Source organism: Novosphingobium gossypii, assembly GCF_050433305.1.
In the GTDB taxonomy this organism is placed as follows: Bacteria; Pseudomonadota; Alphaproteobacteria; order Sphingomonadales; family Sphingomonadaceae; genus Novosphingobium; species Novosphingobium gossypii.
The window spans coordinates 308,313-323,531 of sequence record NZ_JBNPXM010000005.1; the positions used below are offsets into that span (position 1 = coordinate 308,313).

Genomic DNA, 15,219 nt, shown 5'->3' on the forward strand with positions numbered 1-15,219 from the left:
AAATCTTGAAGCAATGACTCGCAGGTGCGCGCTGCAGTGCAGGAATCCTACGGGCAGCGGTCCCGCATCAGGTCCGGGACGACGACTGCTTGAAGCCAGCGCCCCCCGCTGCTAGCTGCACCCCAACCCAATTACGCATTACGCAAGAAGGAAAGCCATGTCGGTCGATACCGCAACCGTGGCGAAGATCGCCAGCCTCGCGCGCATCAAGGTGAGCGAGCAGGAGCTTGAGGCAATGGTGCCCGAGCTGAACGGCATTCTCGCCTGGGTGGAGCAACTCGGACAGGTCGACACCACCGGCGTCGAACCGATGACCGCCGTAATCCCCAATACGCTGCGCCTGCGCGATGATGTGATCGACGCCGATCCGCTGACCGGCGGCGACAAGCGCGACGCCGTCCTCGCCAATGCTCCCGCCAACGAACACGGCTTCTTCGGCGTGCCCAAGGTGATCGAATAATGACTGATATTACCGACCTTGGCGTTGCCGCCATCCGTGACGGCGTCGCTGCCGGCACGTTCTCCGCCGTCGAAGTGGCAGAGGCGTTCAACGCCAATGTCGCGGCGGCGCAGGGTGCATTGAACGCCTTCATCGTTGCCACGCCCGAAAAGGCCGTCGAAGCAGCCAAGGCCATCGACGCGCGCCGCGCGGCCGGCGATGCGCTTGGCCCCCTGGCCGGCGTGCCGATCGGGATGAAGGATCTCTTCGCCACCACCGGCGTCCAGACCACGGCGGCCAGCCACATCCTCGAAGGGTTCGTACCGCAGTACGAATCGACCGTTTCGCAGAAGCTGTGGGACGCGGGCGCGGGCCTGCTGGGCAAGCTCAACCTCGACCAGTTCGCAATGGGTTCATCGAACGAGAGCAGCCACTTCGGCTCCGTAGTGTCACCCTGGCGCCGTCCGGGCAGTGATGCGCCGCTGACGGCGGGTGGTTCCTCGGGCGGTTCCTCGGCAGCGATCGCGGCGCGCCTCGTGCCTGCCGCCACCGGTACGGACACCGGCGGTTCGATCCGCCAGCCCGCCGCCTATACCGGCACGACCGGCATCAAGCCGACCTACGGGCGCTGCTCGCGCTGGGGCGTGGTCGCCTATGCCAGCTCGCTGGATCAGGCGGGCGCGATGGCGCGCGACGTCACCGACTGCGCGATCCTGCTGGAAAGCATGGCCGGTTTCGATGCCAAGGATGCGACCAGCCTGGACATGCCGGTGCCGCAGTGGACGGCGGCGCTGTCAGGCGACCTGAAGGGCAAGAAGGTCGGTATCCCGCGCGAATACCGCGTTGACGGTATGCCTGCGGAGATCGACGCGATCTGGGAGCAGGGCATCGCCTGGCTGAAGGACGCGGGCGCCGAAGTGGTCGAAGTGTCGCTGCCGCACACGCAGTACGCGCTGGCCGCCTATTACATCATCGCGCCTGCCGAAGCCTCGTCGAACCTCGCGCGGTATGACGGCGTGCGTTATGGCCTGCGCGACCTGCCAGATGGCGCGGGCCTTCAGGGCATGTATGCCGCCACCCGCGCCGCCGGGTTCGGGGCGGAGGTCAAGCGCCGCATCCTGATCGGCACTTACGTGCTGTCGGCGGGTTTCTACGACGCCTATTACACGCAAGCGCAGAAGGTCCGTGCGCTGATTTCGCAGGACTTTGCCAAGGCGTTCGAGCAGGTGGATGTCCTCCTGACCCCGACCGCACCGAGCGCTGCCTTTGCCCTTGGCGAAAGCAACGAAGACCCGATCGCGATGTACCTCAACGACGTGTTCACGGTGCCGGCGTCGCTGGCGGGCCTGCCGGCCATGTCGGTGCCCGCGGGCCTCGACGCGCAGGGTCTGCCGCTGGGCCTCCAGATCATCGGCCGTCCGCTTGATGAGCAGGGCGTGCTGAATGCGGGGCTGGCAATCGAAGGGCGCGCAGGGTTCACGGCGAAGCCGGAGAAGTGGTGGTAACATGAGCACATATCGCATCCAGGGCGCCACCGGCGATTGGGAGGTCGTGATCGGCCTTGAAATCCACGCGCAGGTCACGTCCAACTCCAAGCTGTTCTCCGGTTCGGCAACGGCGTTCGGGGCGGAGCCGAACACGCAGGTCTCGTTGATCGACGCGGCGATGCCCGGCATGCTGCCGGTACCGAACCGTGAGTGCATCCGCCAGGCGGTGCGCACGGGCATGGCGATCGACGCGCAGATCAACAAATGGTCGCGGTTCGATCGCAAGAACTACTTCTACGCCGATCTTCCCCAGGGCTACCAGATCAGCCAGCTCTACCACCCGCTGGTCGGCGAAGGTTCGATCACCATCGAGGCGGACGAGAAGGCGGGCATCCCAGAGGACAAGGTCATCGGCATCGAGCGCATCCACGTCGAGCAGGACGCGGGCAAGCTGATGCACGACCAGCACCCGACGATGTCCTACGTTGACCTCAACCGTTCAGGCGTGGCGCTGATGGAGATTGTCAGCCGCCCCGACATGCGTTCGCCCGCGGAGGCCGGTGCATACGTGTCCAAGCTGCGCACGATCCTGCGCTATGTCGGGTCGTGCGACGGCAACATGGACCAGGGTTCGATGCGCTGCGACGTCAACGTCTCGGTGCGCAAGCCCGGTGACGAGTTCGGCACGCGCACCGAAACCAAGAACGTCAACTCCGTGCGCTTCGTCATGCAGACGATCGAGCATGAGGCGAACCGCCAGGTCGACGTGCTCGAAGGCGGCGGCAAGATCGTGCAGGAAACCCGCCTGTTCGATCCCAACACCGGCTCCACCCGCTCGATGCGCTCGAAGGAAGACGCGCACGACTATCGCTACTTCCCCGATCCCGACCTGCTGCCGCTGGTTCTGGACGATGCGTTTCTGGACGACTGTCGCGCATCGCTGCCCGAACTGCCGGATGCCAAGCGTTCGCGCTATGTCGATGAGCTGGGCCTGTCCGCCTACAACGCGGCCGTGCTGACGGCGGATGTCGATACCGCCCGCTGGTTCGAGGCGCTGCTGGCCGAAACCGCCACCGCGCAGGGCAAGGCTCCGGCTGACGTTGCCAAGCAGGCGGCGAACTGGCTGATTTCCGAGTTCTTCGGGGCACTCAACAAACTGGGCGAGAGCCTGGACACTTCGCCGGTCAGCCACGCGCAGGCCGCCGAACTGCTCGCGCTGGTGGGCAAGGGCACGATTTCGGGCTCGATCGCCAAGCAGGTGCTGGAGATCATGCTGGAAACCGGCGACAGCGCCGAGGCCATCGTCGAGCGCGAGGGGCTGAAGCAGGAATCGGACACCGGCGCCATTGAGGCCAAGGTGGATGAAATCCTCGCCGCCAATGCCGACAAGGTCGCCCAGTACCGCGAAGGCAAGGTGGCGCTGTTCGGTTTCTTCGTCGGCCAGACGATGAAGGCGATGCAGGGCAAGGCCAACCCGCAGGTCGTCAACGAGATCCTGAAGACCAAGCTGGGCTGATCACCGGTCCCAAAATGCGAAACGCCGCCGGCCCGCAACGGGTTCGGCGGCGTTTTCGTGCCCGCAGACATAAGGGGCGTCCCAATACGGAACGAGGCGCAATAATCAGTTTGTGTTCGGCCCGCGCGGTGGTATCGATTGCGCGGAGGCCAGGGGGGTCTTTCCTACAATTTCGCAAGCTTGTGCCGCTCGGCATGGTTCGCGTATCCGGCTGCTGCGTTTCGCGCCGGCCGTACCACGGTCTCACTTGGGGGGGTGAGGGGGCCCGGCATTGCGCCCATTCGAGCGCGCGATGCCGGGCCTTTACCGTCAGGCCTTAATCTCGAACCCGGTTCGTTTGCTCAGGAGCGCCGGGTTCCGGTCAATTCCATCTTGCCGAACATGCCGGCCTTGATCGTGCCTGCAAGCGCGTCGCCGGTGATGCTGGCCTTGCAGTCCAGGTCCATCGGCATAGGCACCGTCATCCGCATCGACCAGACGAGCGTGTCCCCTTCCACGCGCCCGTTGGCGATGTCCATCGAACCCAGGTCGCCGGTGATGTTCCCGGTGAAGTTCTCGCCCTCGCGCGGCACGATGGTGAGGACGCCTTTCTGGCGTCCCAGCGGGGTGTTGGTGACGCAGTCGTAGGTTCCTGCAATCGACATCGTGTTCTCCTTATTCGGCGCCGTCCGAACCTGAAGGCGCGGCGCGGACCTCTACTGGCAAACCCAGTCCCTTGAGCTGCGGTTCCACCACCTTGCGATCGCCGACGATGATCCAGGTCATGTCGGTGGGCTGCAGGTACTTGCCAGCGGCGGCGCCGATCGCCTGCGCGTCGATGGCGCGATAGGTCTGCGCCAGCTTCACGTAGTAGTCCGAGGGGCGGCCAAGGCGGTCGTTCTTGACGATGGCGCCCAGCACCGATCCGTTCGTCTCGAAATCGTTGGGGAGAGAGCGGATCGCGCCGTCAGTGACGCGCTGGTACTCCTCGGCGTTGACGGGCTGTTTCGCTGGGAACGCGCGCATGTCCTTGATGATCGCGCGGATCGAATCGCCGGTGCGATCTGCCTGGACCGGCGCCATCACCTGCACCATGCGCGGCCCGGTGGCGTCGCTGACGCCCGAGCGCACGCCATAGCTCCACCCTTTGTCCTCGCGGATGTCGAGGTTGAGGCGTGAAAGGAAACCGTTGCCGACGACGTCGTTGGCCAGCGTCAGCGATTCCTCATTCGGGGTGCGGCCGGTCAGCGGCAGCACGCGGCCTGCCAGGATCACCGACTGCGGTGAATTGGGCCGGTCGATCAGCACGATGCGCGCCGTGGGAGCGGGCGTGGATGTGCCGAGCGGCTTGACCGGCTTGGCGGTTGCGGGCGTCTTCCAGCCGCCGAACGCCTTTTCCAGCAGAGGCTTCAGTTCATCCATGGTGACGTCGCCCACCACGGTGATCCGCGCGAGGTCCGGACGCAGCCATCTGGCGTGGGCGGCGCGCAGGGCTTGTGGCGTCAGCGCCGCCAGCGATGCATCGGTGCCAAGGCCGTCGCCGGGCTGGGCGTAAGGGTGCGGGCCGAAGAGTTCGCCGCTAAGCGTGCGCGCCGCCAGCGAGGCCGGGGTGGACTGCGCCTGCGCCAGCGCCGCCTGCGCCTGTCCGCGCGTGCGTTCGAAGTCGGCCTGCGCGAAGGCGGGGTGCAGCAGCACGTCAGTGGCCAGCGCCAGCGAAGGCGCGAGATTGGCGCTGAGCGCGCTCATCGTGAGGCTGCTGGTGTCGAGGCTGGCATCGGTGTCGATCGACGCGCCGAGGCGTTCCTGTTCCTCTGCGATCTGGGTGGCGCTGCGGGTGGTCGTCCCTTCCTCCAGCATGCCCAGCATCAGGCCCTGCGTGCCGGGCGCGTCCAGAGCATCGGCGGCATAGCCCGCATCGAAGTCGATCGAGATGTCGACCTTGGGCACCGCCGTTCGCCGCGCCAGGGCGACCGGGATACCGTTCGACAGCGTCGCCCGCTCCACCGCAGGAATGGTAAGGTCACCCACCGGCGATACCGGGGGCGCGGTACGCTTGGGCGCCGGAGGCAGCGCGGCGGTCTTCGCCGGCCTGGGGCGGGGTGGGGCAGCGTCTGAGGCTTCGTCGCCCCAGCCGCCCATTTTCGCGCCGTCCTCGGTACGGGCGCCGGGGACCACAGCCAGCTTGAACACCGGGCGGCCCAGCCACTTCTGCAGAGCCGCGCGCACCGTATCGGGCGTCAGCGCGGCGATGGCCTGCAAGTCAGCCTTGTACCTGGCGGGATCGTGCGAATAGACCTCTCCCTCGGCAAGCGTCGCGCCCTTGCCGGAGAAGCCGCCGACCCGTTCCAGCCCGCCGATCTCTCCGGACAGGGTGCTGACGACGGCGCGGCGCACTTCGTCGGCGCTGGGGCCCTGCGCCACGTAGTCGGCGATCACCTTGTCCAGTGCGGCTTCGGCCTTCGCGCGGTCCACGCCCGGCTTCACGAACATGCTGGCGTCAAGGAAGCTGGCCTGCTGGAACGTCTGGGCCGACGCGGTGACCTGCACCGCCAGCTGCGATCCGCGCACCAGTTCGTTATCGAGCCGCGAACTGGCAAGCCCGCCCAGAATGTGCATGCCGATGCGCAGGGCGTTGGCGTCGGGATCGTTCAGGCCGGGACCGCTCCATTCGCGGCTGAGACGCAGTACCGGCACCTGATCCGTCATATCGCGCGAGATCGGCGCGGGCAGGGTAACAGGCCCGGCGGCGACGGGCGCCACGTCAGGCCCCTTGGGGATGGCGCCGAACCACTTCTCCACCTTGGGTCGCGCGGTCGCCGCGTCGATGTCGCCCGACAGCACGAGCACGACGTTGTTGGGGCCGTAATGGTCGGTGAACCACTTGCGCACATCGCCCAGACTGGCCGCATCAAGGTCGGCCATCGAGCCGATGGTCGAGTGGTGGTAAGGGTGGCCGACCGGGAACAGCCCTTCGGCGACGGCGTATTCCGCGAGGCCATAAGGCTGGTTGTCGCCCTGCCGCTTCTCGTTCTGAACGACGCCACGCTGCTTGTTCAGCTTGTCCTGCGTGACGGCGGGAAGCAGCGCGCCCATGCGGTCGCTTTCCATGAACAGCGCCAGATCGAGCGCGCCGGTGGGCACCGTTTCCACGTAATTGGTGCGGTCGTACCAGGTGGACCCGTTGGTGGAGGTGGAGCCCGCAGCCTCCAGCGGAATGTCGAAGTTCGGCACGTTGGACGAACCCCCGAAGAACAGATGCTCGTAAAGGTGCGCAAAGCCGGTCTTGCCGCGTGGCTCGTTCTTGGAGCCGACCTTGTAGTAGAGCGTCACGCCGACGATGGGGGCCTTGCGGTCGGTATGCACGATGGTGATTAGGCCGTTGGGCAGCACGAACCGGTCGTAGGGGATGTCCACCTTGGCGACCAGCTCCTGTGGCGATGCAGCGGGCGGCGCTGCCGGTGTCGCAGTCGGCGTGGCGGCAGGCGGCGCGCTGGCAAGAAGCTTGCCGGACGGCGCGGCGGCGCAGGCGGAGAGGAGAAGGGCGGCGGCGAGAGCGCTCAGGCTCGACGTGGATACGGATCGCATGGGCAGGAGGTTAGCAGCTTGTTTGCGCGAGGCCAGAGGTTTGGCATGGCGGAGGCTGGCCTCTGGCAAAACCGCCCATCGGCACCCATTTTTGCCCTCGACGGGGCCCGGCGTTCGTCTTGCGCCCGTCCAAGCATAACCACGGCGCCATTGCAGAGATAGCACACCACACACCTTGTGTTGCGGATAGGCAACACCATATCGACGGGATCAGGAGGCAATTCCACGATGAATCTCGAAAAGTTCACTGACCGTGCAAAGGGCTTTCTTCAGGCCGCACAGACCGTTGCGATCCGCCTCAACCACCAGCGCATTGCGCCCGAACATGTGCTCAAGGCGCTGCTCGACGATCCCGAAGGCATGGCTGCCGGGCTGATCAAGCGTGCCGGTGGCAACCCGGTGTTCGCGACGCAGGAACTCGACAAGGCGCTGGCGAAGATCCCGGCGGTTTCGGGCAGCGGTGCCGCCGGTTCGCCGGGGCTGGACAACGATGCGGTCCGTGTTCTCGACGCCGCCGAACAGGCCGCGACCCGGGCCGGCGACAGCTTCGTCACGGTTGAGCGGCTGCTGCTGGGCCTAGTGCTGGCGACGACCACGCCCGCCGGGCAGGCGCTCAAGGCTGCCAATGTCACACCCCAGTCGCTCGAAGCTGCGATCACCGAACTGCGCGGCGGCCGTACTGCCAACAGTGCAGGCGCAGAGAACGCCTACGACGCGATGAAGAAGTACGCCCGTGATCTGACGCAGGCGGCGAAGGACGGCAAGCTCGACCCGGTGATCGGCCGGGATGAGGAGATCCGCCGCACCATCCAGATCCTGGCACGGCGCACCAAGAACAACCCCGTCCTCATCGGCGATCCCGGCGTCGGCAAGACCGCCATCGCCGAGGGTCTGGCTCTGCGCATCGCCAACGGCGACGTGCCCGACAGCCTCAAGGATCGCAGCCTGATGTCGCTCGACATGGGCTCACTGATCGCGGGCGCCAAGTATCGCGGTGAGTTCGAGGAGCGCCTGAAGGCGGTGCTGGACGAGGTGAAGGGCGCAGAGGGCCAGATCATCCTGTTCATCGACGAGATGCACACGCTGATCGGCGCCGGTGCATCCGAAGGCTCGATGGATGCGGGCAACCTGCTCAAGCCTGCACTGGCACGCGGCGAACTGCACTGCATTGGCGCGACCACGCTGGATGAATACCAGAAGTACGTGGAGAAGGACGCCGCCCTGCAGCGCCGCTTCCAGCCCGTCTTCGTGGGCGAGCCGACGGTGGAGGACACGATCTCGATCCTGCGCGGGCTCAAGGAAAAGTATGAACTGCACCACGGCGTGCGGATCACCGACGGCGCCATCGTGGCGGCGGCGACGCTGTCCAACCGCTACATCACCAACCGCTTCCTGCCCGACAAGGCGATCGATCTGATGGACGAGGCCGCCAGCCGCATCCGCATGGAAGTGGAAAGCAAGCCCGAGGAGATCGAGAAGCTGGATCGCCGCATCATCCAGCTCAAGATCGAGGAGATGGCGCTGGGCAAGGAGAGCGACGAGGCATCGAAGGATCGCCTCGCGGCCCTGCGCGGTGAACTCGGCAACCTGGAACAGCAGTCGAGCGAACTGACCACGCGCTGGCAGAACGAGCGCGACAAGATCGCTGCCGAGGGCAAGCTCAAGGAGCAGCTGGATGCCGCGCGCATCGAACTGGAACAGGCCCAGCGCGGCGGCGACTACGCGAAGGCTGGCGAGCTGTCCTACAGCACGATCCCGCAGCTGGAAGCGAAGCTGGCGGAGGCACAGGCGTCCGCCGGCAATGCCCTCCTGCGCGAGGAAGTGACCGAGGACGACATCGCCGGCGTCGTCAGCCGCTGGACCGGCGTGCCGGTGGACCGCATGCTGGAAGGCGAGCGCGAGAAGCTCCTCAAGATGGAGCAGGTAATCGGCGCGCGCGTCATCGGGCAGACCGACGCGGTGGCCGCCGTCTCCAAGGCGGTGCGGCGCGCGCGGGCGGGGCTGCAAGACCCGAACCGGCCGCTTGGCTCGTTCCTGTTCCTTGGCCCCACGGGCGTCGGCAAGACCGAACTGACCAAGGCGCTGGCCGGGTTCCTGTTCGATGACGACACCGCGATGGTCCGCATCGACATGTCGGAGTTCATGGAAAAGCATGCGGTCGCCCGCCTGATCGGCGCGCCTCCGGGCTACGTCGGCTACGAGGAGGGCGGCGTCCTGACCGAAGCGGTGCGGCGGAGGCCCTATCAGGTGGTCCTGTTCGACGAGGTGGAGAAGGCCCATTCCGACGTCTTCAACGTGCTGCTGCAGGTACTGGACGACGGGCGCCTGACGGACGGGCAGGGCCGCGTGATTGACTTCACGAACACGCTGATCATCCTGACCAGCAACCTGGGCAGTCAGTATCTGGCCGGGCTGGACGAAGGTGTGGACGTGGCGACGGTCGAACCGCAGGTGATGGACGTGGTGCGTGGGCATTTCCGGCCCGAGTTCCTCAACCGCCTGGACGAGATCGTCCTGTTCCACCGGCTGGGCCAAGAACACATGGCGCCCATCGTCGAGATCCAGGTGGCCCGCGTGCAGAAGCTGCTCAGGGACCGCAAGATCGTGCTCCATCTGTCGGAGCCGGCAAAGCGCTGGCTGGGCCGCGTAGGTTATGACCCGGTCTACGGCGCAAGACCGCTGAAGCGCGCAGTGCAGCGGTATCTGCAGGATCCACTGGCCGAAAAGCTGCTGGCCGGTGAAATCCCCGACGGCTCGCGCGTGCGCATCGAGGATGGCGATGGAGCGCTGGTAATCGACGTCGAGTGACGCGCCTCTGCTCAGGATGGAAAAAAGGGGCGGTCTCTTGCGAGACCGCCCCGATTTTTTGCGTGAAGCAAGGGAACTTTAGAAGTTCACCCGTGCGCCGACGCGGACGAAGCGGCCGATGATGTTCGGACCAGCAAACGCCGGGTTGTACTGCGAAATACCGTAAGCGGCATTCACGTCCACCGGAGCCTTGATGTCGAACACGTTGAGCGCGTTGACGTAGATCGAGAAGTTGTCGTTGATCTTCTGGTTCACCGACAGGTCGATGTTCCAGATGTCCTTGGTCTTGCACTGGATCGGCGTGCCGTCCTCGTACGAGATCAGGCCAAGGTCGACGTTGGCGGCGCAGTCGCCCTTGGTCATGCCGTAGTCGATCTGCGCCGTATCGACACCCTTGGTGAAGTAGGTCGTCAGGGTCACCGAGGTGTCCTTGTAGACCAGGGTGTTCTGCCACGAACCGCGCCACTTGGGCGAACCCGAGCAGGACGTGATGTTGCAGGGGCTGAGCGTACCGTCGTAACGCAGCGTGCCGTCTTCGGTGTTGAGCTTGTACTTCAGGGTGTACGAAGCGTCCAACTGGCTGATCAGCGACAGGTTGTCGGTCAGATCGTAGCTGGCGTTGATGCCGAAGTCGATGCCGCTGACCGACTGCGAGCCGGCGTTCTGGTACGGGGTCTGGATGAAGCCGAGACGCGGCAGTGCGGCGGGGTTGGCATCGTCAGGTGTACCCGGAACGACGATGGTGTTCGGCAGATCGACCACACCGTTGTTCAGGTAGTAGGCGTCCACGTAGGGCTGGATGTTGGTCACACCGGTGATCAGGTTCTTGATCTTGATGTGCCAGAAATCGACGCTGAACGACACGTTGCGGATGGGTTCGAAAACGACACCGGCGGTGAACGAGGTCGACTTTTCCGGCTTCAGCGCCGGGTTGCCCGTCTGGGTCAGGCCGATGCTGTAGGTGCCCTGCGTGTAGTTGCCCTGCGAACCATCGGGGTTGGCGTGAGCTGCGCAGAATGCGGTGTAGACGGCGCAGTTGATCGACTGGTTGCCAAGGTAACCGGTCGTGGGCAGGCCGAACGCTTCGTTGAACGACGGAATGCGGAAGCCCTTCGAGAAGGTACCACGCGCCACGATTTCGGGGATCGGGGTGAACTTGACGCCGAACTTCGGCGAGAAGTTTTCCTGACCCGTCGAATACTTGTCGTAGCGACCCGAAGCGGTCAGTTCGAGCTGGTCGATGACCGGAGCCTGCAGTTCGAAGAACGCCGACTTGACGTTACGCGAACCTTCCGCGCCTACTGCGTTGATCGTGTAGTAGCGATCGAACGGATTTGCGTCGTTGGCCGGGTTGGCCGAAGGCGCATCGATCGATTCCTTGCGGTAGGCGATGCCGACTGCAGCCTGCAGGGGGCCGCCCGGCAGTTCGAACAGATCCTTGGCCAGAGTGCCCTGAACCTGCCACAGCTTCGAGACCGAAGTGTTGCGGCTGACCGGAGCGATGTAGTCCCACACGTCCTGCGAATTCAGTTCGGGGTTCACGAAGTTGAACGCACCGTTCGCAGCCACGTCCATGACCCGGCCCGGGATGATGTAGTTGCTCTGCACGCGCTTCAGGCGAACTTCCGAAGCCGTGAAGTTCACGCCATAGCGCCAGTCGTCGCCGAACGAGCCGTCCACGCCTGCAACGCCACGCAGCGCGCGGGTGCGGGTTTCGTCAGTCGTGCCATAGGGCGAGCGCAGCAGAACCTGCGCGCGCTGACCGGCCGATGCATAGGGGTTGTTGGGGTTCAGCGTGCCGTTGGTGGCGTCGCAGCCCGTACCGACGCTGTTGAAGGTGCCCTGACCGGCAGCGCAGACGTAAACCGGAAGGATGACGTTGTAGGCGGTCGGCTGGACATTGCCCGGCGTAGCGGCCGGCGTGCCGTTGAGGCCCAGCGGGAGCGACGAGGCGAAGGTGTTGGTCTGGTAGTACGTGCCCATCGCGTAGAATTGGGCGCGATCACCCAGGTTCACCGTAACGCGGCCGGTCAGGCCGTAACGCTCGATGTCGGGCTGCAGCATGCGGTACTGGTTCTGCTGATCGACTTCGCAAGCGCCGATCGCCGGAGCGGTCTGCGAGTTGCCGATGTTCGGATTCAGCGTGTAGGGCCCGCAACCAACTGCGGGGTTCAGGTAGGAGAAGCGGCCGGTGCCGGTGTTGGCGCCGGTGGCCACGGGACGCACGATCGAGACGCCGGGGACCGCGAACAGGCCGTTGAAGGCGCCGGATTCCGGCGTGTAGCCGTTCCAGTTGAGGTTGTGGTAGCAGCTGCCGGTAGGTCCGCAAAGGCCGGTCAGGTCGTACGAGTTGTACGGATAGCCGCGATCCTTGGCGTAGAGAGCGTCCTGCTTCTGGTATTCGCCCGAGAGATAGACGTTGAAGCCCTGCTCGGCGAGATCGCCGTAGCCGACGGTCAGGTCGATGCGCTGTTCGCCGTAATCGCCACGATCAGCAAGACCCAGCGAACCGTTCGCCTGAACGCCCTGGATTTCCTTCTTGGTGATGATGTTGACGACACCGGCGATCGCGTCTGCGCCGTAGGTCGACGAAGCGCCGTCCTTCAGAACTTCGATGCGCTCGATGATGGCGTTCGGGATCGAGTTGAGGTCGACGAAGTTGCGCTGGCCATCGTCAGCCAGCGGATACGGCGCCAGACGCAGGCCGTCGACGATCGACAGCGTGTTCTGAACGGTCAGGCCGCGTAGCGACGGAGCGTTTGCGCCGGCGGCGAAGTTCGATCCGGTGTTCCAGCCGCTGGCGATGGTGCCGGCGCCGTTGGCGCTCAGACGCTGGATCGCTTCCGATGCGGTGTTGATGCCGCGCTTCTGCAGGCTGTCGGCCGAGAGGACGGTGACCGGCGAAGCGGTTTCCTTGTCGGTCTGACGCAGCAGCGAGCCGGTGACGATGATGGTGCTCGACTCTTCGGCATCATCGGCCGCCTGCGGAGCGACGGTCTGTGCCGAGGCAGTGCCGCAGAGCAGTGCGAAGGCCGTAAGGCTCGTCGCGCCGCACAGCGCGGCCTTCTGGATGGTTGTTTTCACGTTTGTGTCCCTTGTTGCTTCGTTTGCCCGTGGGACGCGTGACCAAACCCGCGGGCAACCCGTTGCCGGCCGTCCGATGCAATGCGCATCATGATGCCATGGGGAAATCTTGTTGCGCTAGCGCGACATGCTTTCAACGTAATTTGCGCGGAGGTGCGAATTGCGCTGCGGGTTGTTGCATGCACGCAACAGTGCAAAGGCAGCGGCCATGAACATCCCTGTTCCTGTCAAGGATTTCCGCTGATTAGTGGAAACAATAGAACTGTGTCTTTCGCGCATTCTGCACAGGCTATCTTACGTTATGATGTTCAACTGCGAAATGTTCGTGCGCCACGGCGAAGCAAAGTGCGCTGCCGGTTGACCGCCTGGCCTATCCCAATTAATCGCATGATTAAACGGGCCATGCGGACGATTGCCACCAGTTGGCGGCAGAGCGATCGTCGCCGGACGAGAAGGGAAAACGGGCATGAAGATAGACAGCTCCATTGCGGCGGTCGTCACCGGCGCGGCTTCCGGTTTAGGTGCGGCGACGGCGCAGGCGCTGGCCGACAAGGGCGCGAAAGTCGCGATCTTCGACCTCAATGCCGATGCGGGAGAGGCGCTGGCGGCGCGGATCGGGGGCATTTTCTGCGCGGTGGACGTGACGAACGAGGAGAGCGTGGTCGCAGGCTTCGCGAGGGCACGCGAGGTGCACGGGCAGGAGCGGGTGCTCGTCAACTGCGCCGGCATTGCGCCTGCGGCAAAGACGGTGGGCCGCAACCGCGATAGCGGCGAGACGCGGGCCCATGACATGGCGCTGTTCGAGAAAGCCATTGCCATCAACTTGGTGGGCACATTCCGCTGCATCAGCAAGTCGGCGGCGGGGATGGCTGCGCTGGATCCGCTCGATGCGGCGGGCGCGCGCGGAGCCATCGTCAATACCGCCAGCGTCGCGGCGCAGGACGGCCAGATCGGCCAGGCTGCCTATGCCGCTTCGAAGGGCGGGGTACTGGCGATGACACTGCCGGTGGCACGTGATCTGATGGGCGAGGGAATCCGCGTGAACACGATCCTTCCCGGCATCTTCGAGACGCCGATGATCGCCGGAATGCCGCAGCAGGTGCAGGACTCGCTGTCGGCGATGGTCCCGTTTCCCAAGCGGCTTGGCAAACCGGAGGAATACGCGAAGCTGGCACTGTTCATGCTGGAGCATGACTATCTCAATGGCGAATCGGTCCGCCTCGACGGTGCGATCCGCATGGGGCCGCGCTGACATCGTGGGCGAGCGCACGGTACCTCCGGTCGTGGATGCAGCGCCGCCGGGTGCGCGGGCGCTGCTGCTCGATACGGCCAGCGCGATCATGCGCGACGGCGACGTAATCGACATCTCGCTGTCGGAACTTTCGCTGCGTTCCGGCCTCAATTCGGCATTGGTGAAGTATTACTTCGGCAACAAGGCGGGCCTGCTCAAGGCGCTGCTGGATCGCGACTGGGAGGCGATCGTCGCCAGCGTCGATGCGTTGGTCGCCAAGGACGGCTGGGAGCCGGAGGCCAAGCTGCGGCGGCACTTGTGGAAGGTGGTCGATACCTTCTACGAAGTGCCGTACCTTAATCGCCTGACCATGCGGATGGTGCGCGAGAGCGACGACAAGGAGGCACGGCGCATCGCCGACAGTTACCTGTCGCCGATCTATCGCGCCTATGAACAGCTGATCGGCGACGGCGTGCGTGCAGGCGTGTTCCGCGAGATCGATCCGCAACTGTTCTACTTCACGGTGACCGGCGCGGTGGACCGGTTCTTCTCGGCGCGGCTGGTGCTGAAGCACTGCTTCAACCAGGACACGCTGACCGAACAACTGCGTGACCGGTATCGCGAACACACGATCGACATCATCATGGCCGGCATCCTGGCGCGCTGACCGTGGCCCGCAGGAAGCGCTATCTGACCGCGACGATGGCCGACGGCTATGTCAAGACGATCGGGCCGACGGCAGATCCCTTCACGCATTACTGGCGCGTCGTGGCGCAGTTGCAGAACGGGAAGACCGAGGTGTTCTGGGGCCACGCCCGCTCGCTGGCGGAAGCGAAGAAGAAGCGCCTGCCGCTCGACGAGGCGGCGAAGATGCGCGGATGGAAGGGATTCCAGTTCGAGATCGCGGAACTGGTGGAGACGGACGGGTGAACCCTGAAAGACGCGGGTGTGCTGTTGAGGGCCTTCCAACAACTCTGGCAGAGCGGGCGGAATGTCGGATTTGGGTGGAGGCTGTGTGAAAACGCGTTGATGTGCTATGTTTCGGGCCTGCTTGGGAGGCGTGAGATGGGGCGTTTCATCGAGGGTTGTG

General features: G+C 64.9%; 10 protein-coding genes. 7 read left to right on the forward strand and 3 right to left on the reverse strand.

Annotation, left to right across the window (positions count from 1 at the left end):
* Positions 1-157: 157 nt before the first annotated feature.
* Genes gatC through gatB form a run of 3 tightly spaced genes read left to right on the forward strand, consistent with a single transcriptional unit; the run spans position 158 to position 3,442 of the window.
* Positions 158-460, forward strand: a complete 303-nt coding sequence (gene gatC / locus GGR40_RS12330; protein ID WP_429276520.1) for an Asp-tRNA(Asn)/Glu-tRNA(Gln) amidotransferase subunit GatC — start codon at positions 158-160, stop codon at positions 458-460.
* Complete coding sequence (gene gatA / locus GGR40_RS12335; RefSeq protein ID WP_429276521.1) at positions 460-1,944, forward strand: Asp-tRNA(Asn)/Glu-tRNA(Gln) amidotransferase subunit GatA; 1,485 nt, start codon at positions 460-462, stop codon at positions 1,942-1,944. Before gatC ends, gatA begins: the two co-directional genes overlap by 1 nt.
* Before the next feature lies 1 nt (position 1,945).
* Positions 1,946-3,442, forward strand: a complete 1,497-nt coding sequence (gene gatB, locus GGR40_RS12340; RefSeq protein WP_429276522.1) for an Asp-tRNA(Asn)/Glu-tRNA(Gln) amidotransferase subunit GatB — start codon at positions 1,946-1,948, stop codon at positions 3,440-3,442.
* A gap of 341 nt (positions 3,443-3,783) precedes the next feature.
* Here gatB and GGR40_RS12345 read toward each other — a convergent pair whose 3' ends face one another.
* Both GGR40_RS12345 and GGR40_RS12350 read right to left on the reverse strand, forming a co-directional pair.
* Positions 3,784-4,086, reverse strand: a complete 303-nt coding sequence (locus tag GGR40_RS12345; protein WP_429276523.1) for a hypothetical protein — start codon at positions 4,084-4,086, stop codon at positions 3,784-3,786.
* Positions 4,087-4,096: 10 nt separating this feature from the next.
* Positions 4,097-7,006 carry a M16 family metallopeptidase gene (locus GGR40_RS12350; RefSeq protein WP_429276524.1) on the reverse strand — a complete coding sequence of 970 codons (2,910 nt, stop codon included), beginning with the start codon at positions 7,004-7,006 and terminating at the stop codon, positions 4,097-4,099.
* Between the two features lie 228 nt (positions 7,007-7,234).
* Between GGR40_RS12350 and clpB the strand changes: the two genes are divergently transcribed.
* Complete coding sequence (gene clpB, locus GGR40_RS12355) at positions 7,235-9,814, forward strand: ATP-dependent chaperone ClpB (protein WP_429276525.1); 2,580 nt, start codon at positions 7,235-7,237, stop codon at positions 9,812-9,814.
* Between the two features lie 78 nt (positions 9,815-9,892).
* On the opposite strand, the gene GGR40_RS12360 is transcribed toward clpB, so the two are convergent.
* Positions 9,893-12,898, reverse strand: a complete 3,006-nt coding sequence (locus tag GGR40_RS12360; RefSeq protein WP_429276526.1) for a TonB-dependent receptor plug domain-containing protein — start codon at positions 12,896-12,898, stop codon at positions 9,893-9,895.
* Between the two features lie 466 nt (positions 12,899-13,364).
* Here GGR40_RS12360 and GGR40_RS12365 point away from each other — a divergent pair, with 466 nt between their 5' ends.
* From GGR40_RS12365 to GGR40_RS12375, 3 genes are read left to right on the forward strand one after another with little or no spacing between them, the layout of a single operon-like run.
* The gene (locus tag GGR40_RS12365; protein ID WP_429276527.1) at positions 13,365-14,150 is read left to right on the forward strand and encodes an SDR family oxidoreductase; all 786 of its coding nucleotides are present in this window, start codon (positions 13,365-13,367) and stop codon (positions 14,148-14,150) included.
* 4 nt (positions 14,151-14,154) lie between these two features.
* On the forward strand, positions 14,155-14,796 hold the full coding sequence (locus GGR40_RS12370; protein ID WP_429276551.1) for a TetR family transcriptional regulator: 642 nt from the start codon (positions 14,155-14,157) through the stop codon (positions 14,794-14,796).
* A gap of 2 nt (positions 14,797-14,798) precedes the next feature.
* Complete coding sequence (locus GGR40_RS12375; RefSeq protein WP_429276528.1) at positions 14,799-15,059, forward strand: hypothetical protein; 261 nt, start codon at positions 14,799-14,801, stop codon at positions 15,057-15,059.
* Positions 15,060-15,219: the final 160 nt, after the last annotated feature.

Coding starts and splice junctions, on each gene's coding strand:
- GGR40_RS12345 (WP_429276523.1), bottom strand. CDS start 4,086: ATGTCGATTGCAGGAACCTACGACTGCGTCACCAACACCCCGCTGGGA.
- clpB (WP_429276525.1), top strand. CDS start 7,235: ATGAATCTCGAAAAGTTCACTGACCGTGCAAAGGGCTTTCTTCAGGCC.
- gatC (WP_429276520.1), top strand. CDS start 158: ATGTCGGTCGATACCGCAACCGTGGCGAAGATCGCCAGCCTCGCGCGC.
- GGR40_RS12365 (WP_429276527.1), top strand. CDS start 13,365: ATGAAGATAGACAGCTCCATTGCGGCGGTCGTCACCGGCGCGGCTTCC.
- gatB (WP_429276522.1), top strand. CDS start 1,946: ATGAGCACATATCGCATCCAGGGCGCCACCGGCGATTGGGAGGTCGTG.
- gatA (WP_429276521.1), top strand. CDS start 460: ATGACTGATATTACCGACCTTGGCGTTGCCGCCATCCGTGACGGCGTC.
- GGR40_RS12350 (WP_429276524.1), bottom strand. CDS start 7,006: ATGCGATCCGTATCCACGTCGAGCCTGAGCGCTCTCGCCGCCGCCCTT.